24 protein-coding genes and 1 pseudogene are annotated in these 23,250 nt (G+C 45.0%); 24 read left to right on the top strand and 1 reads right to left on the bottom strand.

The window, feature by feature from the left end; genetic code table 11:
- Window positions 1-61: 61 nt before the first annotated feature.
- From OH455_RS07475 to OH455_RS07360, 24 genes and pseudogenes are all read left to right on the top strand, one after another.
- The gene (locus OH455_RS07475) at window positions 62-1,393 is read left to right on the top strand and encodes a helix-turn-helix domain-containing protein (RefSeq protein WP_269980940.1); all 1,332 of its coding nucleotides are present in this window, start codon (window positions 62-64) and stop codon (window positions 1,391-1,393) included.
- A 174-nt stretch (window positions 1,394-1,567) separates the two neighbouring features.
- Complete coding sequence (locus OH455_RS07470; RefSeq protein ID WP_038162418.1) at window positions 1,568-1,867, top strand: RebB family R body protein; 300 nt, start codon at window positions 1,568-1,570, stop codon at window positions 1,865-1,867.
- A gap of 50 nt (window positions 1,868-1,917) precedes the next feature.
- Entirely contained in the window at window positions 1,918-2,199 is a 282-nt protein-coding gene (locus OH455_RS07465) for a RebB family R body protein (RefSeq protein WP_038162420.1), read from the top strand.
- Window positions 2,200-2,216: 17 nt separating this feature from the next.
- Window positions 2,217-2,486, top strand: a complete 270-nt coding sequence (locus tag OH455_RS07460) for a RebB family R body protein (protein WP_038162421.1) — start codon at window positions 2,217-2,219, stop codon at window positions 2,484-2,486.
- A gap of 92 nt (window positions 2,487-2,578) precedes the next feature.
- Complete coding sequence (locus tag OH455_RS07455) at window positions 2,579-2,845, top strand: RebB family R body protein (protein ID WP_038512346.1); 267 nt, start codon at window positions 2,579-2,581, stop codon at window positions 2,843-2,845.
- A 136-nt stretch (window positions 2,846-2,981) separates the two neighbouring features.
- The gene (locus OH455_RS07450; protein ID WP_045986920.1) at window positions 2,982-3,188 is read left to right on the top strand and encodes a RebB family R body protein; all 207 of its coding nucleotides are present in this window, start codon (window positions 2,982-2,984) and stop codon (window positions 3,186-3,188) included.
- A gap of 43 nt (window positions 3,189-3,231) precedes the next feature.
- On the top strand, window positions 3,232-3,714 hold the full coding sequence (locus OH455_RS07445; protein WP_269980939.1) for a RebB family R body protein: 483 nt from the start codon (window positions 3,232-3,234) through the stop codon (window positions 3,712-3,714).
- 74 nt (window positions 3,715-3,788) lie between these two features.
- The gene (locus OH455_RS07440; protein WP_038162432.1) at window positions 3,789-4,142 is read left to right on the top strand and encodes a hypothetical protein; all 354 of its coding nucleotides are present in this window, start codon (window positions 3,789-3,791) and stop codon (window positions 4,140-4,142) included.
- Between the two features lie 21 nt (window positions 4,143-4,163).
- The gene (locus OH455_RS07435; RefSeq protein ID WP_269980938.1) at window positions 4,164-5,237 is read left to right on the top strand and encodes a hypothetical protein; all 1,074 of its coding nucleotides are present in this window, start codon (window positions 4,164-4,166) and stop codon (window positions 5,235-5,237) included.
- Between the two features lie 8 nt (window positions 5,238-5,245).
- The gene (locus OH455_RS07430; protein WP_269980937.1) at window positions 5,246-6,028 is read left to right on the top strand and encodes a hypothetical protein; all 783 of its coding nucleotides are present in this window, start codon (window positions 5,246-5,248) and stop codon (window positions 6,026-6,028) included.
- Between the two features lie 60 nt (window positions 6,029-6,088).
- Window positions 6,089-7,675 carry a hypothetical protein gene (locus OH455_RS07425; RefSeq protein ID WP_269980936.1) on the top strand — a complete coding sequence of 529 codons (1,587 nt, stop codon included), beginning with the start codon at window positions 6,089-6,091 and terminating at the stop codon, window positions 7,673-7,675.
- 104 nt (window positions 7,676-7,779) lie between these two features.
- A complete protein-coding gene (locus OH455_RS07420) occupies window positions 7,780-7,980 on the top strand; it encodes a hypothetical protein (RefSeq protein WP_045974486.1) in 201 nt (66 codons plus the stop codon).
- Between the two features lie 235 nt (window positions 7,981-8,215).
- Window positions 8,216-8,671, top strand: a complete 456-nt coding sequence (locus tag OH455_RS07415; RefSeq protein WP_269980935.1) for an eCIS core domain-containing protein — start codon at window positions 8,216-8,218, stop codon at window positions 8,669-8,671.
- A 202-nt stretch (window positions 8,672-8,873) separates the two neighbouring features.
- Window positions 8,874-9,431, top strand: coding sequence for a hypothetical protein (locus OH455_RS07410; protein WP_269980934.1), 558 nt, complete (start codon window positions 8,874-8,876; stop codon window positions 9,429-9,431).
- A gap of 1,106 nt (window positions 9,432-10,537) precedes the next feature.
- On the top strand, window positions 10,538-11,092 hold the full coding sequence (locus OH455_RS07405) for a hypothetical protein (RefSeq protein ID WP_269980933.1): 555 nt from the start codon (window positions 10,538-10,540) through the stop codon (window positions 11,090-11,092).
- 58 nt (window positions 11,093-11,150) lie between these two features.
- Window positions 11,151-11,942 carry a hypothetical protein gene (locus OH455_RS07400; protein WP_269980932.1) on the top strand — a complete coding sequence of 264 codons (792 nt, stop codon included), beginning with the start codon at window positions 11,151-11,153 and terminating at the stop codon, window positions 11,940-11,942.
- Between the two features lie 672 nt (window positions 11,943-12,614).
- A pseudogene (locus OH455_RS07395) lies at window positions 12,615-13,148 on the top strand (alpha-amylase family glycosyl hydrolase); the annotation flags it as partial.
- A gap of 178 nt (window positions 13,149-13,326) precedes the next feature.
- Window positions 13,327-14,283 (top strand): transposase, encoded by a 957-nt coding sequence (locus OH455_RS07390; protein WP_269980931.1) that lies wholly within the window; start codon window positions 13,327-13,329, stop codon window positions 14,281-14,283.
- 447 nt (window positions 14,284-14,730) lie between these two features.
- On the top strand, window positions 14,731-15,612 hold the full coding sequence (locus OH455_RS07385) for a glycoside hydrolase domain-containing protein (RefSeq protein WP_269980930.1): 882 nt from the start codon (window positions 14,731-14,733) through the stop codon (window positions 15,610-15,612).
- A 307-nt stretch (window positions 15,613-15,919) separates the two neighbouring features.
- Entirely contained in the window at window positions 15,920-17,176 is a 1,257-nt protein-coding gene (locus OH455_RS07380; protein ID WP_269980929.1) for an ATP-binding protein, read from the top strand.
- Window positions 17,177-17,430: 254 nt separating this feature from the next.
- A complete protein-coding gene (locus tag OH455_RS07375; protein WP_269980928.1) occupies window positions 17,431-18,453 on the top strand; it encodes a hypothetical protein in 1,023 nt (340 codons plus the stop codon).
- 258 nt (window positions 18,454-18,711) lie between these two features.
- On the top strand, window positions 18,712-19,812 hold the full coding sequence (locus OH455_RS07370; protein WP_269980927.1) for a hypothetical protein: 1,101 nt from the start codon (window positions 18,712-18,714) through the stop codon (window positions 19,810-19,812).
- 27 nt (window positions 19,813-19,839) lie between these two features.
- The gene (locus tag OH455_RS07365; protein ID WP_269980926.1) at window positions 19,840-20,592 is read left to right on the top strand and encodes a hypothetical protein; all 753 of its coding nucleotides are present in this window, start codon (window positions 19,840-19,842) and stop codon (window positions 20,590-20,592) included.
- Between the two features lie 17 nt (window positions 20,593-20,609).
- Window positions 20,610-21,569 (top strand): hypothetical protein, encoded by a 960-nt coding sequence (locus tag OH455_RS07360; protein WP_269980925.1) that lies wholly within the window; start codon window positions 20,610-20,612, stop codon window positions 21,567-21,569.
- 88 nt (window positions 21,570-21,657) lie between these two features.
- On the opposite strand, the gene OH455_RS07355 is transcribed toward OH455_RS07360, so the two are convergent.
- Window positions 21,658-22,914, bottom strand: coding sequence for a dicarboxylate/amino acid:cation symporter (locus tag OH455_RS07355; protein ID WP_045974478.1), 1,257 nt, complete (start codon window positions 22,912-22,914; stop codon window positions 21,658-21,660).
- Window positions 22,915-23,250 lie beyond the last annotated feature (336 nt).

Here is a 23,250-nt window from a genome sequence, read left to right as displayed (position 1 = left end):
CTCTGGCAGAATAAACACGTATTGCTTCTCCAGTAACGAATACAATAATGGAGAAATAACCATGAATGGAATGAAAGTAAAAACAGAAGAATACCTATCTTTCAATAGCTTATGGGTTGGCGATAGCGCATTTATACAGTTGACTAATCAGCGCATAGCATCAATGGCAGCAAGTCAAATACCGGTCCTTATACTTGGACAGAGTGGTACGGGAAAACGAATTGCTGCCAAAGCATTACACGAAAGTAGTGAGAGAAGAACTGCTCCATTTGTTTGTGTATGTTGTAAGTTATTAAATGATGAAAACCTCACCGACAAGTTAGACGAACAGGTCAAAAAAGCACAAGGGGGGAGTGTCTACATTGCCAATGTTGACGCGTTAACCAACGACAACGCACGTGCATTAAAAGCTGCATGGCAGCGCTTTGATAGCTTAAATACCAATGTACGCCTTATAGCGAGTACAACAGAATTACCTTTTTTAGAACAGGATAACGGAGGAAGAGAAAGTGACAGAGACGATAACTTATTACTGAGGTGGTTGCATTACCATTGTTTAAATATTCGATTGCCCACGCTGGCTGAAAGAGAGCAAGATATAGAAGCCTTGGTGCAATACTATCAACAATCTGATCCTCAAATTGAGCGCTTGTCTATTCAGGAGAGTGCATGGCAGGTTTTAAATAACTACGCCTGGCCAGGTAACGTAAAACAGTTAAAGCGATGTCTAGATAAATTAGCGATACAAGCTGAGTCAACCATTATTAATCGTGAGGTATTACTCAACTGTTTTCCGACTATGGTTAGCGATGAGCCGACAAGCGAAACTTCAACTACTGTTACTACCATAAATGGAAGAGCGCGTAAGCCTTATTTAAAAATTGATAATCAAGCCCGTATCAACGCGCAGGCACCACTTTTGACTGACAGTTCATTTAACATAAATGAAAATACCAACGAAACTCAGCTTGAAGGGAGCCCCAAAAGCCACCCTGGCCTAAACAAAGCGATAAGCCACCTTTACCATAACTTCAAAACGCCGCTAACAATGGAAGAGTTGGCAGGGCATGCCTGTATGAGCCCTTCGCACTTGTCATATCTGTTCAAAGTGTATTTAGGTATGTCATTTAAGCAAGTACTGCTTCGATTACGAATAGTTAAGGCGATGGAAATTCTTTCAGAAAACCCCAATAGGCACGTAACCCAAGTATGTGACGACGTCGGATTTTCAGACCTTAGCTTTTTTGTGCGCAAGTTCAAAGCCACTGTAGGCGTGAGTCCCGGAGTCTACCGAGATCAGTTTCACCATGACCAATCTAGCCCAGAACTTTTAGCATTGGTGGACGATCTCTCGCATCCATTACTGCATACAGAAACGCGTTTAATCCCGTAAAAATAGATTCTACCAATGGTTGAATGCTTGCTACCAAACGGAGCATAAGCTTGACCAATTTTATTTGTCATCGGGCGATTAACCTATTCATATCGTTTGAAATTACAGCGGCATTCAATTTCAAACGCGCAGTAAACACAGTGAAGATTGAACAAACAAAGCGAGGCAAACAATATGGCTTTTCCGACAGCGGTTAACGACCAAATCACAGACTCAGTCACACAGGCGAATGTGAAGGTATTAGGTGATGCACCAGCAATGTCGATGGGTAACCTTTTTCAGGCGACATCACAGGCATTAGGCAATGCGGCACACAATGCCACACTAGCTCAGCAACAATCTGGTATCACGTCGCAAGCGGCGACAACGATGGGTGTAACAACGCTCTACTCGATCGATACCGCCAGCACCGCAATGGGGACAAAAGCAATTCTTACTCCCCGTAAGAAACCCGTTGCCGGGCTAGGTTCTTAACCCTAGTTTGTTAGCGAACTATCAGTAACACCATTGAAAAGGATAGCACTATGGCATTCCCAACCGCAGTAAACGACCAAGTCACAGATTCGGTCACACAAGCAAACGTTAAAGTACTTGGCGACGCACCAGCCATGTCGATGGGCAATCTATTCCAAGCGACTTCACAGGCATTGGGTAACGCAGCTCACAACGCCACTATGGCGCAGCAGCAAGCAGCAATTACCGCACAAGCTGCAACCACAATGGGCGTCACAACCTTGTACTCCATTGATACGGCATCAACAGGCATAGCAACCAAAGACATCCTAGACAGCTTAAAGCAGAGTTAAGGGTAAGGAGATCTTAAATGGCGTTTCCAACAGCAGTTAATAGCCAGATCACCGATTCGGTAACTCAGGCGAATGTCGAAGTACTTGGTACAGCCCCAGCAACAGCAATGGGCAACTTGTTCCAAGCAACTTCACAAGCACTTGCTAATGCGGCACATAACGCAACGGCAGCGCAGCAACAAGCAAACATTACTGCGCAAGCAGTCACGACGGCAGGAGTAAATTTACTTTATACCGTCGACACCGCGTCCTCGGCTGTAGCGACGAAGAAACTATTAGGCGCTTGACGGAGCAACCCTGAAAGGTTCAACGACGCGATAGGCGGACAAACTTGTGGCTAGTCAGCCACATACTTTAAATAGTTAAAAAGGAAGATATTATGGCATTTCCAACGGCAGTAAACAGTCAGATCACAGACTCAATCTCACAAGTAAACACAAAAGTACTGGGTGACGCACCTGCAGTGGCAACAGGTAACTTTATGTTAGCGACAAGCCAAGCTCTATCTAATGCTGCGCACAATGCGACAACTGGCCAGCAAAACAATGGAGTAACAGCTCAAGCTGCTCTGGTTCAAGGCGTTAACACCATGTTTGCTATGGATGTTGCAGCGGCAGCTGTCGGCTCAGAGCGAATCTACCGCTAGGGCGATTCGTAATGGCGATATTGGCAATATACCTGTGCCAATATCGCCAATTAAAGGTGATAGATTGAATTTCTAGAAAGCCTTTCCCCAAGCACTAACCTGGCATGTCGGAAACGTGCCCACATGGGGGAATGAGATGGAAGAAGAGAGCATAGATTCGGCACCCGCATTTGCAATGGCCGTCACTGATGTCGTCATGGCGAACACCATTGGGCTATTGATGGAAAATGCAGTGCATAACGAAGCGCAATGCCAACTGATACAAAATGCGAGTGTCAATCAATGTTGCGCAATGATTCTCGCAGCGGCAGCGGGTAAGCCTCCAGCAGCAGGAAAGCTCTAGGCAGCAGAGTAGCCAAAATAAAGTCAAAAACTAGGAGAAGACAATGAGCTCAGTTAACGATCAAGTCACCGACTCGGTGAGCCAAATACATACCCTCTTAACAGGGGGCGCACCTTCACAGGCAATGGGTATGTTAGACGTAGCAGGAACCGAAACCCTTGGCATGACAATGTTCAATGCCGTGACGGCTCAACAAAACTCGCAAACATCGGCAGGTGCCGCCCTAAACGCAAGCTGTGCCCGAATTCTGAAAACCGAAACCGTTGCGCCGCCATCTAAGACGAAAGAAGCGCTTGAACTAGAGCTAAAAACAATGCAACTCGCTGAGGAAAAGCTAAAAAACGAAGTGGAATTTGCATTGATTAAAGAACTAAGAATGTCCAACAAATCGATTACCAAAACCTTGATTGACGAAGCGTTGGTTAAAGCGGTGGAAGAAGTGGCAAAGAACATCGAAGCGAACGAAAAAGCACTACTTGAAAACATCGCAAAAGAGCTGAAAACCAAGTTCGATAACTTGGTGTAATCAAACGTTAGGCGTTCGGTGCTCAGCATAAATCAACAAGAGCCATCAAATAGGATCCAAACAGGGGAATCACAATGAAAGATGAAAGTGTGAATACTCAAATTGTCGAAACGGTCAAACAGACCCAAGAGGCAACATTAACCGGCAACGTGATTAAAGCATCGGGCGCAGGTAAAGCGCTTCAATCCATATCGCAGTCTTCGGCCATAGCGGTGCAAGATGCCACAGACAACCTAAGAAACATCAACACCATGGCGACAACGGCTATGGGGGTGGCACTGTCTAAAATGCTCGCAACCGGAGAAACCACGCCCTATGCAGAGATTCTGACTCAGGTGAACACCATGGTAGAGCAAAGTACCACCAACTTTGCCAACGTCGGTGAAAAGGCCAGCAAGGTAATTCAAGATTTTTCAGACAGACTCTAGCCAAAGGACAGGAAGTGGGACATGACCATAAAAATCGAAGGGACAGAAATGCAGTCGTTTAGCCAGTTAACGCCACGCAATCAAGAGCTGGTTGGCATGCTTCCGAATGCACTACCCTGGATCAACATCAATATTGCTAATACAACGAATACTTTAGCCTTTGCCAATGAAGATGGGTTTATGGAGCAAATTGGGCTAGGGCTGTCGGGTACCTCATATGTGGCGTTGCCTAATATTGACCTGACACTAGACATAAAAAAACTGCTCGATGTCGATACACAAGACGTGCATACCCTGAGCACAGAAAACAAAGCGCATCAAGCGTCGGCCAGCCAAGTTAGTGACGTACTAAACCGCAACCATTTGGTGACCGACAGTGAGCTCACCAAAGTCGCTTCCTTGTTTGAACACGGTAAGTCGTCGGTGCCTTTTTCTTGGAATAGTGGATTGCAAGACAGCATTAACTGCTACAACAGTTTGATGTACATCGAACGATACATTCCGGCAAAACAGAGCATAAAAACGCAAGCCGCGAATTGGGCATTAACAGGTTCGCGAACACTGACAGGCTTTGGGTTGAACTACGCCGCCTACTTGCATGTCGCGACACATATCGACTCAAAGCACCACACGGTAGAAGACGCGCTCGCTACGCTCAATCAGATCGCCTTGAATAGGCTTGACTGTCCCCTAGTGACATTCGAATTGGATCAAACCACCCTGCAAAATGCGTTTGTTCAGTGGGGTGACGCGGGCAACACCTTGGGCTTTAGCAGTATTGCCGCTGGCGTGCTTAGCATCGCGTTAAACATTGATTGGCGAGCAAAAGGGACATTGGAAGAAAAGTCTAATGCCTACATAACTCAGCTACAGGGCGTATTGTGCGAGCAATTGGCAACGGACAGTTATGTGAGCCAAGCGGGCCAGTATCGTCACTACCTGTATTCATTACCGGAACGACAAATCATCGTCAACGTCGATGAAGTGGGCTGTTTAAGTGTGTATAGCGATTTGCCTATCCCCAAAACAAAAGCAGGCAAAGTGGGCATTGCAGACGGGCACACCAACAAACCGCACACGCTGTCAATCAATTGAGGTGAACCATGAACAATAACACCCAGCCACGCCCCTTTGGCCAATCATCCGCAGCAAACAAAACCCAAAACATTGGGAGTCGTGTGAATGAAAAAAAGGGTAGCGACACGCTAAATGAGACATCAGCCTTTGATAGGTACGATGCAATGCGGAGGTTAGCTGAAATGTCATTGCCCGTGGATACCAACACGATAATGAAAAATGTCGACAACGTAATCGCAGACGCCATGCAAGCGATTAATCATTCGTTGAAACAGTCGTCGGATTACATCGACGGCGAACGGCAAAAATTGATGCAGCAGCACCCGTCACTATCGCAAGCTTACCAGCAGCAAGATCTGGGTAATGATATTTCAGAGTTTGATCAAAGCCCTCAACCCACTCAACCCATATTGGGCAAAGAGGGAAAAGATGGAAAAGGGCGAGATAATGGGCAAGGTACACCTAGCTCGAACTTAAGCAGCTCAAACCCACTTAGCACGCTCAATAGCCAGGCAGCGGAAACAATGTCAAACATCGCACAGGGTTACGAAAGTAAGCTCATGGCAACACATCAAAACAAACAGCAGCAAGTGATGAACAAACAAGCCTCGTTAACACAGGCCGCGTTCGACATGCAGCAGCAAATGATGGAAAAGCAGCAAACCTATCAGCAGCAATTATTGAGTATGGACGATCCCGCGTTGAATGTTTTAACCGCAGAAGCCAAGCCACACTCTATGAGTCAGCCAGAAGCTATGAATCAGCAAGAGCCAGTGGATCAGCATCCCCCTCATGGGGTAAGTGAATAACCATTCTGCAAGGACAAAAATGGTCGAATAAGGCAAAAAGACAACCAAGTAGGCAACAGTATGATTAAATTAGACAAACTTAACGTTGAGTTAAGCGCTGATTTGAGCGTAAAACAGGCAGCTGCAAACAAGCAGATGAAAGAGCTGGTGGAGCGGCTGAGCCAAGCACCCAAATACCACACGCTAACGAAACAAGATCGTCAAGTGTTATCAAAAGAAGGGTACGCGCCCGATCTGGCAAATAACTTAGTTCTGATCACACAGCGTGATGGCAGTACGGGCTCTTCAGCGCAAGACACACTGCAAGTGGGCTTTACTTACGCAGCGTTTGATCCGGCACTATACGCTAGCCGTGATGTTCATACGGCGTTAGAGCGCTTATCACATTGCTGCTGCTGTTACTGCGAAAGCTTCTTAATGCCAACAGGGGCAGGGGAAGTTGGGCACTTTCGTCCCGTCACCTTGTTAGATACTGATGCCAGCCAAAGTAGTGAAAAACGCCACTCTTGTTCGCCTTACTACTTGCATGCGTACGACCAATCAAACCTAGTTTATAGCTGCCCAGAATGTAACAGTGACCAAAAAGCAGGCCAGTTTCCAATTGTGGGTGAGCGCAACGCACAAGATGTCACCCAGGAGAAGCCACTACTGGTTAACCCCTATCAAGAAGACCCGCGTGATTATATCCGCTTTAATCCACATAACGGCCACGCTTACGCTTTTGATCAAGTGTGCCGCTTTTACCAAGCCAAACATGATCGAACGCCAGCGCAAGTGGAGGTGCTGATGTGGCAAAAGCCCGCCAGTATTCCAAACCAGTTCACCACCAGTGGCGAGCTGCTTACCGATAGCCAAACGCAGCAGCAGTACGAAGATTGGCGAGCGCATAACGATAAACCCAGCAAAGGCGAGCAGACCATTCGCGTACTTGGGCTAAACCGAACGCCCTTAGTGCTGGCGAGGTTAGCAATGGCAAAATCGTTAATGGCAGGCTACAAAGCCCACCAACAAGCAGCGCCTGCAAAAACTGATGCCAAAGGGGCGAAAGCAGAGGTTGAACACGACAGCATTGCATACCGAAGCATGGCAATAGACATAATACAAACCTTAAACCAGGCAAGGTCAAGCTCATTGAACACAGAAACATCGAAATCAGGCCGACAGAACACTGCGCCAGTAGGCAAGTCATATAGGAAAGCAACAAATCAACAAACAGCGAAACCAGATGCGGTAAACAAACAGTTAGTGAGTAAGGAAGGCGGGCAAGTAAAGGTTTCGAATGCGTTAGCATCTCAGGTACTAGCGTCTAAGGCCGTCAGCTCAAAAGAGCCTCAAACCATAGCAACTTGGCTGCGATCTTGTCTTAGTTACCTGGTATTAGAATCGGAACTGACGCAAACCAATAAACGACGATTAGTCTGCTTGTCGGCAGAAGACAAAGTATACGGTGGCACCGACACCGAAAAATGTGTGTTTTTGCCCATAGACTGGAAGCGAGATTTACATAACGTCATAAAGGTTAAATCGAACCGCAATATATGGGAAGCCAGCTTTTTAGAACTGGCACATTCACGGCCACACGAGCTTATAAACCTGTTCGCCAATAACGACGTATGGGTAGAGGGTGAATTTTCACCACTGGCTTAACCAAATAACACATCCGTAGCCAACAAGCATTTCAACGTTGTCTACCCATGTTAGGACTTGTAACACAAGGCAAGAAATAGCGAAATTAACCAAGGAGAAACATCATGAGCCAAAGAAAACAATCTGACAGCACACAAGAGTTCCATGCACAGCAAGAGGTGATCCATCAAGAGCAAGTCGCCAGCCATAGTGTTGCTTACACTGATGAGAGTGTCGCTAGGCAAATTTACGGAACCAATAATGTTGCCCAAGCCGTAAAAGATGCCGAGCAACAAGCGCTAAGTGCAGTTGCTGCAACCGAATAGCCTGTAACGGCTAGCCAACGAGTCATCCGTACCCAGTGTATTGATGGCTCATTTCAACCGCCTCTTCACACCTCAGGGCAAGGCTATTTGTGAAGAGGTTTTTTTAACATTTGACAACTCACCCTAACCTTGACTTTACCAACGACGGCATCGGTTATACCAAGTCGCCAAGTAAAAACCAGCATAAAGTAAAGATATAGCAAAGTTAAAAAGGCAAGCAAGGACGGTAACGCCAATGAAAACGCAGCCATACTTAAAACGGACAAGCTTAAAACGGATAAACCCGCCACTGTTTGGCGTGAAGCACCACAAATGGTTAGCGCAGCGTGCGGCAAGTAATGCGGCTTCGCCATGCGTTAAAGTGGCAACGAAGCCTTTGCCTGTTAGCCTGCGCCAAGGCATGGAGCGTATATCGGGTGTAAATCTGCAACGGGTGCGCGTGCACTACAACTCACACAAGCCAGCCCAAGTTCAGGCTCACGCTTACGCACAAGGGGAAGACATCTACCTCGCCCCAGGGCAAGAAAGCCACCTACCGCATGAGCTTGGCCACGTAGTCCAACAAAAAATGGGCATGGTAGAGCCAACCATTGAAGTCAATGGTGTAGCAGTAAACGACGACCCAAGGCTAGAGCAACATGCCACCGAACTTGGTGAAATGGCGGTAAGGGTGGGGCAAATGGGGGCGTAACTTTGAACATGCCAGTTAGTCCACAGCAAGGCTTTAACAGTGCGCTTGGACGTGAGGTTAAAGGGTTCATTGGCGGCTTAATGGAGCCATCAAGGTTAAAAAGATTGTCAAGGGAAAGTCCATGGTGGCTTTGCCACCATGTTATAGGCAATGAAGACAGCCAATAACAATGAATAAAATCCGATTTAAAAAGGTTTGAGATATGTATGCACAAGTTGAGAAACTAAAAGCGAATAAAAATGGGACAGTCAGTAATTCGATTGCTCGGGCATATTGGGAAGCGAAAAACATCTCTAGAGCACCAAGCTTTCGAAGGAACCAATCACTTAGCTCAAACAACAATACTAAATCACCCCCTCTAAACATGATTACACAGAGGATGATGGTAGATAGAGTAGGGATAGGCGCGCAAGTTGTTTTAGCAAACGGAATACTGTTATCGCCTGACTTCAAGGGACGGCATATAGCGGTTAATGAATGGGATGCTGAGACGAAAGCTATAGAAAGAGGAGATGGGCAATGGAGTTATACCACTGAAGATATCGTGCTTGATGCGATTATTAGCTCACCGAATATCTATAGGGCTAATGGTTACTACGAAATTGACACTCCTAATGACGTTCCCTATTGGCAGTTTAAGATTGATGATGATGTGGTATTTAACAATAATCACCAAAGACGAGGGAGGTTAAGGATCGGCTTCAATGTAGATATAAATAATTCTCCTTTTATAGAAGTTGTTCATATGGCACCTGTGTGAAACCGCGGGGAGTAAATCAAAAACTTCACTTCATACCTTAAAGCAATCTATTGTGACTCATTTGTGAGAGCGGTGCACTTAGCGTAAAGGTAACCGAGATCTATACGTACATAATGACACTTTAACCGCTAGACAGGTTATTAAAGAGCTATCTATGTTAATGAAAAACTCAATAAGGTGATAAGGTGGTTGGACAGACACCCTAATAGGCCTTAGATATCACCTGGCATGGTTTGGGCACTCCAGCTCAAAGGCTACCGAGAACGATACGCACTTGATGAGAAAGGGTTTGGAAATTTCTGTTCGCCATCGGGGGTGATGGATCGTTTGAAAATAAAGGTGTGGGTCATTAACAGCTAATAAGATGTTAAAGAGCCATAAATGTTAATGAGATAGTCGAATTAAAAGGTAGAAAAATTAGTGGGACAGACACTCTAAGATTACATTGTCACACACGGAGCACCAACAGGCATTATAGGATTCAATGATGCTGGCGTATTACCTCAAGAGTGGACTAGAAAGAATCTTACAAATAAAACCCTATCAAAAATAGTTTTGGTAGCTTGTTCTACAGGGAGTGGTTCTACCGGGCTTGAAAAGATTTTTGCACTCAATTTAGCTAAGGAAACAGGAGTGCACGTATTCTAATCCAGTAAGCCTATTAGTGTTCATTACAGTATCCGCGGAACTAATAATGTTGTAACTCCCACACATTTTACTATTGATGATACAGAAGTAAAAGTTGTCAACGGGATTGGAATGAAGGTTTATAAGCCGTCGGACAATGAGCAGAATCAATCTCTACATTGAAACAGCATAGTTGTTATCTAACTCGATTTCGCTCAAGGAATCCCAACAACAAAACCTAAGAGTAAAATAAGAGAGGCTTGATAAATATATTCTTATGTTGGAAAGCTAAAAAATAGTAAACAAAGGTCGGCTGTTAATTCTATCGCTAAAAATAATGGTGGTACAAGTGAAGTTGTTGAGTTTTTATGCAAACACTCAACCAGTGTTGAATATCAGAAAGTCAGGTATTAATGGGACAGACAGTCTAATTTTCTAATTTAGCGTATGACAAGTGACAAATTAAAAGGTTTTAAACTATGTATACAGAAAAACGAAAGGAAAAAAACAGTGTAGTCCAAATAAAGGGTAACGTGGCCCATCGGAGCTCGACCAGAAGGTCACACAAACTTATTAATGATTACAGGGGTAAAGGAATTGTTCTCAATCATTACATAAGTGGGGTGACACAATTAGCAACAGAACTACAAACAAAGGGAACGCAACCAGCGAAAAAGCTTTGGCCTAACGAGGTGAATTTTGATCAAGACTTCGTTGATAAACTCTTAGGCATAGCGGACCTCGGAGTCGAAGTGAGTTATGATGGAACACACAATATGGATAAAAAAACACCACACTGTGAGATTTCAATTACGACGAAGGGAGAAACAGAACTAGCCCGGGAATTCGTAGACGCGCTTGGACTAGGAGCTAATATGACTCATAAGTTCGAGACCAGTAACTTAGCATGGGCAACAACAAAACAGTTTTTGCAAGACTACAACAAATATCACCTAGTGGCTGATGGAGACGCAATTATGCGGGGGGAAAATAATAAGCGGAAATTCGAGGAGGTTGTAAGAAATAGATACTGACGAGAAGTGGAGAATACCAGCGAAGAACAAGCCGAGAAAGTACAGCGAGGAGTAGCGTATGTATGAAATAGTATATGGAAAAAAAATAGAGAGACCGGAAAGAGAAAAAAGGGTGACAATAAGCCCGATGAAAATAAAATCACCGGACAAAATAAGGGGATTCAAGGGAAAGGATGTTGTTGAAAAAAAGGACATTAAAGTAATTCCATGCATTACAACAAATCGAAAGATGGCAATACAAATGGGCAAAGAAAAGAAAGGGGACAACGGTAAACAAAAGGGCAACGATAAACAAAAGGGCAACGATTACTGTAACAATATATCAAAAGCATTTCCGAAAATATTTGAGAATTTACCATCATTTTTAGACGATGCTTCTATTCAAGAACTGTTTAATATAATAAATCAAAATAGAGCACTCGCGACGGCCGAAGAGAAAGAGGTAGAAGGTGCAGACACCAATCTCGTAGCATTTCCGAAGCTAAAAGATGAGCTTACAGCTATAAACGATAGCCTTGGAGCCATCCTTCAATTTGGGGATAATAAAGAACTTGCTGGGTTCATAGCGACAAACAAAGATAGGCTAAGGGACTTGCTAAATAGTATACCTGAAGCATGTGTCGATTCCAGGGTAAAGGACGCAATAACTAGTGGGGACAAAAATGAGAAAAAAGATGCTTTACAGGGACTACTAAAATTAGATGATGCATTGAAAACGTTAGTGGAGAAGATAAAGCTAAGATATCCCGCATATATAAAATATATGCGGGACCCAAGAAAAAACACCAATAATGACAATAATAACCAAGGTGGGAATGGGGGAACAGGAAGCGGGGGGATAGTTGCATAAAAATCAGAAAATAAGAAAATAATTAGTGGGACAGACACCCTAAGAAACGTCTTTCGATAACTAACAAACCAATCGATTACATCTAAAAAGTAGGGAACTCTTGAAACAAGAATGTGGGCTTTTCTAAGCTAATGGTGTGAACTAAAGTCAGCGTATGACAAGAAGGAACACGCATGACAACTGCACATAGCCAACAAGTTAGCTTAGAAGCCACACCCTATTATCATTGAGTATCGCCTTTCCTGAAAACCTAAGGCTATGAGACGCTCATTTCTGTGTGGTTATAACGCCAACGATAAAACGAATTACGTTCATCACGATCGACTACTTGCCGGTTTCCACTGAATATAACCGTGTAATGTTACCCCATGGTCTTGAAAATGTGAGTGGGCCTCGGTGTAAAAGTGATCGTGGATAACACAAGCCACCACTTTAGCTTTTGCCTGTGAATAGTCACGTCAGGTAATGGTGCTTGATGCGGCAATAGTAAAATCGTTTTGACGCTCGAACCCAAACAAACATAAATGGGACAGACACAATAAGAAACGTCTATCAATAACTTATAAACCAATCAATTACATGTAAAAAGTAGGGAACTCTTGAAACAGGAATGTGGGCTTTTCTAGGCTAATGGTGTGAACTAAAGTCAGCGTATGACAAGAAGGAGCACGCATGCCAACTGCACGTAGCCAACAAATTAGCTTAGAAGCCACACCCTATTATCATTGCGTATCTCGCTGTGTGAGACGCTCATTTTTGTGTGGCTATGATGCCACCACCCAAACTAACTACGAACACCGTAAAGGGTGGGTAGAAACTCGTATCAAAGCGGTAGCCAAGGCATTTTGCATCGATGTGTGCGCCTATGCAGTAATGAGTAATCATTACCATATTGTGCTGCATGTGAACCGTGGCAAAGCTCAAGCATTAACGCAGCAGGAAGTCATTGAACGATGGACATCCTTTCATTTGGCTCCCGTTATGGTTCAAAGAAAATTACGCGGAGAAAAACTGACCAAACCAGAATTGCGGGTGTATCAGGGCATCATCGAAACTTGGCGAGAGCGATTGTATTGTGTTAGTTGGTTTATGCGCCTAATCAATCAGTTTATTGCAAGCGAAGCCAACAAAGAAGACAGCTGCACGGGGCACTTTTGGGAAGGGCGATTTAAAAGCCAAGCGCTACTTGATGAAAAAGCCCTTGCCAAATTACTGGGACAGACACTTTAAGAAACGCTGGGACAGACACTTTAAGAAACGTCTTTCGATAACTAACAAACCAATCGATTACAACTAAAAAGTAGGGAACTCTTGAAACAAGAAAGTGTGCTTTTCTAAGCTAATGGTGTGAACTAAAGTCAGCGTATGACAAGAAGGAACACGCATGCCAACTGCACGTAGCCAACAAATTAGCTTAGAAGCCACACCCTATTATCATTGCGTATCTCGCTGTGTGAGACGCTCATTTCTGTGTGGCTTTGATGCCACCACCCAAACCAACTACGAACACCGAAAAGGGTGGGTAGAAACTCGTATTCAAGCGGTAGCCAAGGCATTTTGCATCGATGTGTGCGCCTATGCAGTAATGAGTAATCATTACCATATTGTGCTGCATGTGAACCGTGGCAAAGCTCAAGCATTAACGCAGCAGCAAGTCATTGAACGATGGACATCCTTTCATTTGGCTCCCGTTATGGTTCAAAGAAAATTACGCGGAGAAAAACTGACTAAACCAGAATTGCGGGTGTATCAGGGCATCATCGAAACTTGGCGAGAGCGATTGTATTGTGTTAGTTGGTTTATGCGCCTAATCAATCAGTTTATTGCAAGCGAGGCTAACAGAGAGGACAATTGCACTGGGCACTTTTGGGAAGGGCGATTTAAAAGCCAAGCGCTACTTGATGAAAAAGCCCTTGCCGCAGCCATGGCGTATGTCGACCTCAACCCAGTGCGAGCGGGAATTGCCGATACGCCAGAGAACTCAAGCCATACCTCGGTGCAGTTGCGCATCCAATCGGTTGGAGGACATCGAGTTACGCCGCCCAACCTATTTCCATTTACGGGCTACCCGAGGAAAAACCGACCCGAAGGTTTGCCGTTTCGGCTTATGGATTACTTAGAGTTGGTAGATTGGACGGGGCGGCACATTCGCAAAGGTAAAAAAGGGGTGATTCCCAACGCGATGCCACCCATACTGGAGCGGCTTGGGTTTAATTCCCACACTTGGCTTAATAGCTGTTTCAATATTGAACGTGGCCAAATGGTCGGCAGTGCGAGTAGCATTAGTACAGCGCTACCAAAATTCAAACGCCAGCGCGGAACTGGGGTAGTAATCCCCTAGAAAGCGGATCGGATAGGCAGAAATAAATTCGAATTAATGGGACAGGCACCGTAAGGAACGCACTCTATTATCATTGCGTATCTCGCTGTGTGAGACGCTCATTTCTGTGTGGTTATAATGCCAACGATAAAACGAATTACGTTCATCACGATCGACTACTTGCGGGTTTCCACTGAATATAACCGTGTAATGTTACCCCATGGTCTTGAAAATGTGAGTGGGCATCGGTGTAAAAGTGGTCGTGGATAACACAAGCTACCACCTTAGCTTTTACCTGTGAATAGTCACGCCAGCTAATGGTGCTTGATGCGGCAATAGAGGGTATAGGACAGGCACTTTTTTGGAAAACCATAGAATATTCCAAGTGAAACACTGTTTTTCCTATTAATTTTATTTGGCGTGATAGGTGCGCAAGCAATACGACAAATACAAGATAGGAAGAAAAATATGCCAAAAATGATCGATGCGTCATGTGATACAACGAGTAACATCGAAGCGCTGAAAAAAGCAGGGGTGACTCATATTGGTCGATATTATAATAACGGGAACTCACCCGAATTACCGACCAAATGCTTAACAAAAACGGAAGCGACGGCACTTTCGCGTGCTGGATTACACATCGTTGTTGTTTTTCAGAAGGCACAAAATTCGATTTCAGATTTTAACGCAAGTGAAGGCAGTGCAGCCGCGCAGCAAGCCCTGCAGTGTGCGGCTGATGTAGGGCAGCCCCCAGGGAGTGTGATTTACTTCGCGGTCGATTTCAATGCAAATACAGCCCAAGTGAATAACGAAATTAGTTGTTACTTTACAAGTGTGAACAAAATCTTAGATGGTAAGTTTGAAGTAGGTGTGTATGGTTCGGGAATGGTTTGCACTTTGTTATATGAGGCCGGATTATGCCAACATCGATGGCTGTCGTGTTCAACGAGTTATGAAGGCACCGAGCAGGCAATAGAGAACAGCGCTTATGATATTCGGCAGTTAACGATGGATGGAACAAAAGCGCGCTCGGGACAGCCAGAGATAAAGGGGGCAAAAGAAGTCTACCAAGTCACATCCGATAAGATTGGAACCTTGTCGGTCGATTATGATGAACTTGGGGCAGTAGGGCCATTCAGGTTAGGTGTTTCAACGTATAGGGTAAACGTGTCAGATAGGAGTAACTTGAATTTACACGCAGCTCCTTCCCTTTCTGCTCCTGTCATTGGCAAACTTTCTGCTAGACAAATAGTGACAAAACAGTTCTCGACTAATGACTGGGATTATATAAGAGCGGATGACGGCCAAACAGGTTACGCCAGTCCGAAGTATTTGGAGCTAATAGACTAGCCTCCCATCGCAAAGCGCGGAACTTCGATCCGCGCTTTTACTTACCACATCAATGATTATTCCAAGACGACAAATACAACACAGTGGATACTGAGCATTAAATCCCCCCGTTAACTGCGGAATTTAGATGATCAACTATAATGTCATTTCATATAAAAACAAAAAGTTAGATTCACCTGTGAATATTGGTTTAGGGCGCAAAGAAGCCAGTAACGCTTCCTTAATTACCGAGTATGCCCACTGGTGTGAAACCCTAATTCAAACGCGGCTGCAGCTCTATTTTGGACAAGAGTGCCCTTATTCATGCGTGCGCGATATTCCCCCGCCCGAGGTGACGATTTACGAAGGAACGTTAGCCACGTTCGTTGCCAGCCATCAGCTGGATTTCGACGCGCAACTTTTATTGGCACTGGCACTGATGCCCACGGTAAAGCCGCAAGTGTTAGATGTGCTTATGATGCGCAACGACAACATAGAGCGCCCCTATACCGAATTTGGCGGTGCAGAAGCAAACGGGGCAGTGGTAGCCAACGGCGAAACCCTTGCATTTCTTTTAGGGGGAGAGTGTATTGCTACCCGCTTAAACGTGCAGCACTGGTTAAGCCATGCCTTGTCGGGGGATGTGAATAGCCTAAGTCAGGGGCAAGCTGCGGTTGCTGCTGAGTTAGAGCAGCCCGAATTTACCCTAACCAACCCATTAAAACTGCCACTGGTATTTAATGCCAATCACAACGCTCTGCTTACTTTAGGAACGTCTGCTAAAGCGGCAAAGGGGGTAGGTTTTCCTGCTCAGTTGGTCGAGCCCAAGCATCACATTGAATCCTTAGTGCTGCCCGATGCCGTTCTAAAACATTTGGATGATATTCACGCCTGGGCGCAGCACGGGCATACACTGGCCAATGAATGGGGAATGGGGGCGCACATTCGACCCGGCTATCGCGCGCTGTTTTATGGCCCCTCCGGCACAGGGAAAACCATGACAGCAGGCTTACTTGGCCAGTTACTGGGTAAAGATGTGTATAAAGTGGATCTGTCGCAAATTCACTCTAAATACATTGGCGAAACTGAAAAGAACTTAGCGCGGGTGTTTGCCCTCGCCGAGCAAAATGACTGGGTACTGTTTTTTGATGAGGCCGATGCGGTGTTTGGTAAGCGTACCCAAACCAGCAGTTCAAACGATCAGTTCGCCAACCAAAATGTCGCCTATTTACTTCAACGCATTGAATGTTTTACCGGGCTAGTGATTTTGGCATCCAACTACAAAGACAACGTCGACGATGCCTTCTTTCGCCGCTTTGAAACCGTGGTGGCGTTCCCGAAACCGGAATCGGACCAGCGCCTAGCCATGTGGAAAAATGGATTCTCTGCCAAAGCTGAGCTGGCACCAGATGTCAATTTAAAGCAGATAGCCCTGCAATATCCCCTCTCGGGCGCATCGATTATGAATGTAATTCGTTATGTGTCGCTAAAGGCCATCGCTCAATCACGCAACGTGATCAGCTTAAGTGACTTGCTGGAAGGGATCGAAAAAGAGAACGGTTCAACCAATCAAACGCGCTGGTAATGTCGGTTATCAGCGCCTTCAATCATGCCTAATACCCTAAATACCCTAAATACCCGAGTGATTTTGACATCGGTACAAAGAACTTCCCACGCCGCAATAGGTTTTACCAACCTCCTCCGAATTAATCCCATTTAAGTGCCAACATCTGCCAAGTTGGTAGTTTCTACGCTGCATATAGTTAACTTAGCAAGCCAAGGTAAATAGCTTGTTTTAATTCGCAATTGTGCGGAAACAACGACAGAGGGGAAAGGATTATGGCGGCGAATATAAACGTGACAGGATTAACAACAGAAGAGCTATCAAAGGCCATTGCAGACGCAACCGTAGCTGCGACCACAGCAGTGGCAAAAGCGACCACAACCGCCAATGCCAGTTTAAAACTGAAAACGGAAAACGCATCGGCGAATGCAAACGGTTTTAAGGCTGATCGGGTAGTAACAGAAGGGTATTTGCAAGCCAACTATGCCAAAGCACATGACTATCAGTTTTGTTTAAGGGAAATAAGTTTTGAGGCTGATGACCAGGATCTATCGGCATTTAGTGTTCAAGAGTTAGCTTCAATATTAGATCCCAACGGCTGTGATTTGGCAATGATGCCGTTGATTAAATTTGCCGAACATACAGAGAGTAAGTGGTTAGAAGCGATGGAGTCTTTAGCTAAAGCAATTATGGACGTAGTGATTATTGAGGGATGGAGTCACCTTACGAAACCAAAGACAGACAATGACATTAACACAACTAGTCTTCATGAGCATTTAAGCAACATAATATCCGATCATCAATGGATATCAGGAATCTTAAGCTGGACCCTCGGTAGTGATGATCCAGTTTCAACTCTTTGTCAGCGTATTATTGAGGAGGGAAATAAGGTTAAAGGAAAGTTCACTAATAATTTCAGGCATGAAATAATGGCAATTCTGCATGATATCTTTCCTAACTATCGGCCACTAAAAGTGACTGCGGCCAATATAATGCATAGGCTCAAGTCTCTTGGCCTTCCGATAGATGTGACTATTTGGTTTGATAATGAAAACCTCAAACAGAGCGTGAGAGATACTAAGTTTATTAGTGAACTTACCGATGCAGGGTATTCAGTTGGCTACTTTGGCGGCGGCGATTGTGCTTGCCCACAAGGTAATGGCAACGTGCAAAATGGAGCTATCGTGTTAGATAACGTTCAATGCGGCCCAAAAACCGAAGCCGGTGGTGGCATCCAAACCTTTACCATTGGTGATAACAGCGGCGCTTGCAAAATCCGCTGGATCAAGCCGCAATAACCCACTTCACTCGCAGGCCCAAGGTTTGTCTCGCTTACTTGCGGCCTGCACCTTAGCGTTTTTCACGTCAGTGTTTGTCTTGGGTGTATGTACTCATTCTTACCTATCTTTACCTAGGTCTTACCTAACCAACCTTAGCTTCAACCAATTCAATTTGCCTTCTAATCGGTAGAGTAAAGCTATTCGTTATTTCGTGATGATTTGCCCATCGCCCCTTTTTTGGCGTCGCTTGGGTCATACAAAAGGGAGAAGCTAGGTATGTCACCATCAGAACAACTTGAGCAATTAATACCAGCAGAAGACGCCTCGGTAACCGAAGGGCTCAATACAGCAGCGCACGCAGAACCAGAAGCGGAGCCAGCCGCAGATCTAAGTCCTCAGGCGGCAAGCCAGCATACCAATGGCAAAGAAATGCTTGAGCCAGTAGAAGGCCATGATCAATCGCAAGGCGATTTAGGATCATCACTTGTGCCTAACGCAGAGCAGAGTGTCAATTCCGATGAGCCCGAAGCGGTAATTCAACGCCAGTATCGTAGCCGTGACAACGACTATGTGTATGCGGTCGGGGTGCTAAAGCCTGAATTCCCAAATCAGGGCTTGCTTGAAGCCTTCTACAGCGCAGCTCAAAACCTTAATGTGAGTGAATACGACTATTACGCCGTGCTTAACCATGTTGAAGGTAACAACCATCGCCCATACTTCTACATTGCCGAGCAGATCAAGTGGGTGCTCTCTATTCACGATAAAGAGACCTATCAGTTGCAGCCACGTTCAAAAGCGGAGTTAATGTGCTTTATTCAGGCTCTAAAACCGCCAGAGAACAGTTTACTTTCGGTGCTCTCGACTGTGGTTGGTGTGGTTGATGACGGCGCCAGCGCTACGGGCAGTGATAACGAGGAAACGGGGTTAACCAAAGTGGTGTGTAACCACCTGTTTAGCCAAACCTTAGACAGCTTGCACGATATGCTGCAAAAGCAAACAGGCGTTAACACATCCGTGATTCAAGATGTATTGAAGGGACTGGAGTATCAGCCTAATCAAGGCCGCAGTGATTTCAGCCGCGCCAAGAACTACCTTGCGTACCGCTACCCTGAGCTTTATCTGACCACTCATACCATGCAAAAAGACGAGGGTACCAGTGTCGCTGGCTACTTTTTGCAAGATGTTAACGCCAGTTACAGTGATTTGGCTTCGCCACATGTCATTGTGGATTTGACCTTCAGCTACAAAAACAAGGGCAGAGACAACGGTCACCCGCCAGAGGTTTATTTTCATTGCAGTGTGGATGTAACCCACCAATTTCCGTTTGTAAACACGCCACTGCAAAAGTATATGCCATTTACGTTAATGGCAGGCTAATGGCTAACAATTATTAAGGAGATACACATGGGTATGAATACCTTTAACCAAATTATGGGCGGGTCGTATGTGTACGCACTGGGATCGATTCGCCCCTACTTATGCCGCGACTTACAAAAAGAGTTTGACGCGGCTGCCAAAGCACTGGGCTTAGCTGACGACGACTATTATGGCGTATTCAGCTACAGTGAAACCACCAGTAACAACCAAAGTATCACTTTTCGCCCGTATGCCTACATCGCGGAAAAAGCCAGCTGGGTGTTTACGATAAATGACGTCGACACTTATATGGTTGTGCCAAAATACACCAACGAATTGGATGCCTTGATTGCGGCGTTAAATCATAGCGTGGTGGGGGACACGGTAGCGCTTATTGGGACAATGGTGACAAGTACTAAGAATGAGGGAAAGCTAAAACCGTCAGACAGCGATCTACAGCTGCCAAGTGTGGTATGTAATCACGTTATCACCCAGTCTGCCAAGCAAACGCCGCCGATTGTTATTAAGCACAACGATGGGTTTAGTGCTTCTCGCCGCGCCTTGAACTATTTGGTGTTTAATTTTAATTCGCTGATTAAAGGCAAACTCGATCTGTCTGGACAACTTATTGAAATCCAGTATCAACCTTATACCAAGGATTCCAACCGTTTATTGATAGAGATGATCCTCACCTATAAGAGTCAGAGCTTAGAAAGTTTCTATTCCTGCGGCATTGATGTGACAGATGAATACCCATTTGTTGATTTTCCACTAAGAAATTATGTGCCAAAAGCGGCCTAAAGGGGAGGGATATAACAATGCAAACCCAACACACCACAAGCAAACCGTTTGAACCCGTTAATTCTCAGAGTGTGAATGCCCAAAACGTGAATACCCAAAGCATAACGGCCCAGCGCGCTATTGGGACACTCGATGAGTCGAAAAGTACGGATATCAGCCCACTAGAGCAAATCAATTACCCGCCCACGCAGGAGTATATTTATGTGGTGGGCCATGTGAACGCGCATTTTCCGAACTTAAGTGTCGAGAAAGAGTTCTATCAAGCTTGCGTATTGTCGCAAGTAGATGTATCGAGCATAAAATCCGTCGACGATGATGTAGCGCTTGCCAAGCTCAATCAAGATGCCAAACTCACTCCTCTGCTATTTAAAGGGTTAGGGCTGCCTGAAAACGAATATGTGGCACGCGAGATGAATTGGCTACTCAGCAATGTGGATAACGATGAAGTGTATACCTTAATTACTGACTCAGATGATAGGATGCGCCAGTTCGTTGCAGCGCTTGGTTTAGAAACGCAACCCGTAATTTTGATTGGGCAAATGATGCAAGATGGTCGCGTATTAGTGAGCAACCTGATCCCTTGTAATTCTACTCCAGTAAATAAAGACCATTTAGAGTCTCAAAACACGAACATGAAAGAGCTGGTAGAAGAGATCCGTTCACTCAATAGTAACAACGGCATACGGAATGAAGACAGAGCGCTTAACTATACGTTGTATAACAACAGCAAGGTGTTCAGCGAGTCGTATAACTTATGTTACAACCCCAACCCAAGCGGCCCAAACCCTAATGGCTACCAGTTGGTGAATGTGGAAGTGGTGACCGATTGGAGCGGCGATAGGTTGGTGTCTAAGCTGATATTTAATTATCAGGGCATTAATACTGGCGCGAAGCAGAGCTGGTATTCAACGGTAGATGTAACCGGGGAGTATCCGTTTACCCTAACCGAATGGAAACGGTTTTTACCTCGCTATTAGAGGGATTTCATGCAGAGTTTTTAGGCGAAGCTGAACGGTATGCTTGTCGTTCAAGAAAGGGCTACTTGTAAGTAGCCCTTTCTTAGTTTTAAGCTTCTTGCTGATTCATTTCTTCTCTTGCTTCTTCTTCAATCAGTGAATCAACAATCACAGCACAAGCGGCGTCACCGGTGATGTTCAATGCAGTACGGATCATATCGAAGATACGGTCAAGAGCGAACAGTAGAGGCAGACCTTCGATAGGGATACCCGCTGCTAGAAGAACAGCAACCACTAGGAACGAAGGGCCAGGTACACCTGCTTGGCCAACTGCTCCAAGTGTCGAGGTAATAATGATGGCAATGTACGCGCCCATACCAAGATCGATGTTGAACAGTTGTGCGAAGAAGATCGCGACCAAACCGTAGTAAATTGCGTTACCTGACATGTTGATCGTTGCGCCTAGCGGGAGAACGAAAGACGCTGTCGAGTTTCTTACACCCAGCTCATGCTCACAGGTATCCATCGTGACTGGCAGAGTTGCCATTGATGAAGCGGTAGATAAAGCCACGGCTTGAGGCTTCTTCATCGCTGTCAGGAATTTCTTCGCAGAGGTCTTAGTGAAGATGTGAACCATAAGAGGGTAGGCCACGAAACCAAAGATAAGAATTGCAGCGATGTAGACAACAAACAGTTTGAATACCACCATTAAGGCGCCAAAACCGAAGGTCCCCACTGCTTCTGCCATCAGGCCAAATACGCCTAGCGGAGCAATGATCATAACCTTGTTGATCATCCAAACCATGGCATCAACAATGCAATTTACGCCGTTAATGATTGGGTCACGACGCTCTTTGGCCTGCTTAGAAATCGCAATGCCAAAGAACATACAGAATACTAGGATTTGCAGTATGTTTGCTTCATTCAGTGACTGGAAAACGTTTGTTGGGATCATACCTGTGATGGTTGCCCAGAAAGAAGGTAGTTCACCTTTAGAAGCGTACTCAGAAGAGAACATGCCTTCGATGCCTGAAACATCGATACCCATGCCCGGTTTGAATACTTCGCCCATAAATAATGCTAGGGCGACGGCAAGTGCTGACGTTAAGCCAAAGTAACCTAAGGTGACTATGCCCACTTTACCAGCAGATTGGCTATTACCTAAGCCCGCAGCACCTGAGATCAAGGCTACGGCGACCAAAGGAATAACCAGCATTTTAATTAAATTGATAAAAATCGCGCCTAGTGGAGCGAAGATGGTAGCGCTGTCTCCCATGAAGGCACCCACGGCAGTACCTACAATCATGGCGATGACAACCTGAACGCCAATGTTGCTTAGTAAACTCTTTTCTTTTAACACTTCCATAACCTCTGTGCTAACAAAATTTAAATTCCCAGAATTACCATCTAAGTTAAATATTTTAATTAGATAATAATTTCGCCTCGCTTTTTACACGTTATTTTTACATTTAGCAATAAGGTGAAAAGTCAATCGAGCCAATTAAAACCACTTTCATTGATGAGTGATAATTTTTTAGTCAATTGCAAACGGTTGCTATTGGTTTGGGGGATGAGTTTGTGTTTTGTGATACATTGTGTGATTAGGAGGTGGGGTGGAGGAGTTACACTGATATGTTAAAAAAAAGATCGGTTTCTCTAATGATTTAAGAAACCAATCTCATAGATGTTTAGACGGCTAATC

The sequence above is a fragment of the Vibrio sp. T11.5 genome (assembly GCF_027587155.1).
GTDB classification, from domain to species: Bacteria; Pseudomonadota; Gammaproteobacteria; order Enterobacterales; family Vibrionaceae; genus Vibrio; species Vibrio neptunius.
Note: the sequence above shows the minus strand (reverse complement) of the source record. Positions and strands in the feature narration are given on the sequence as shown.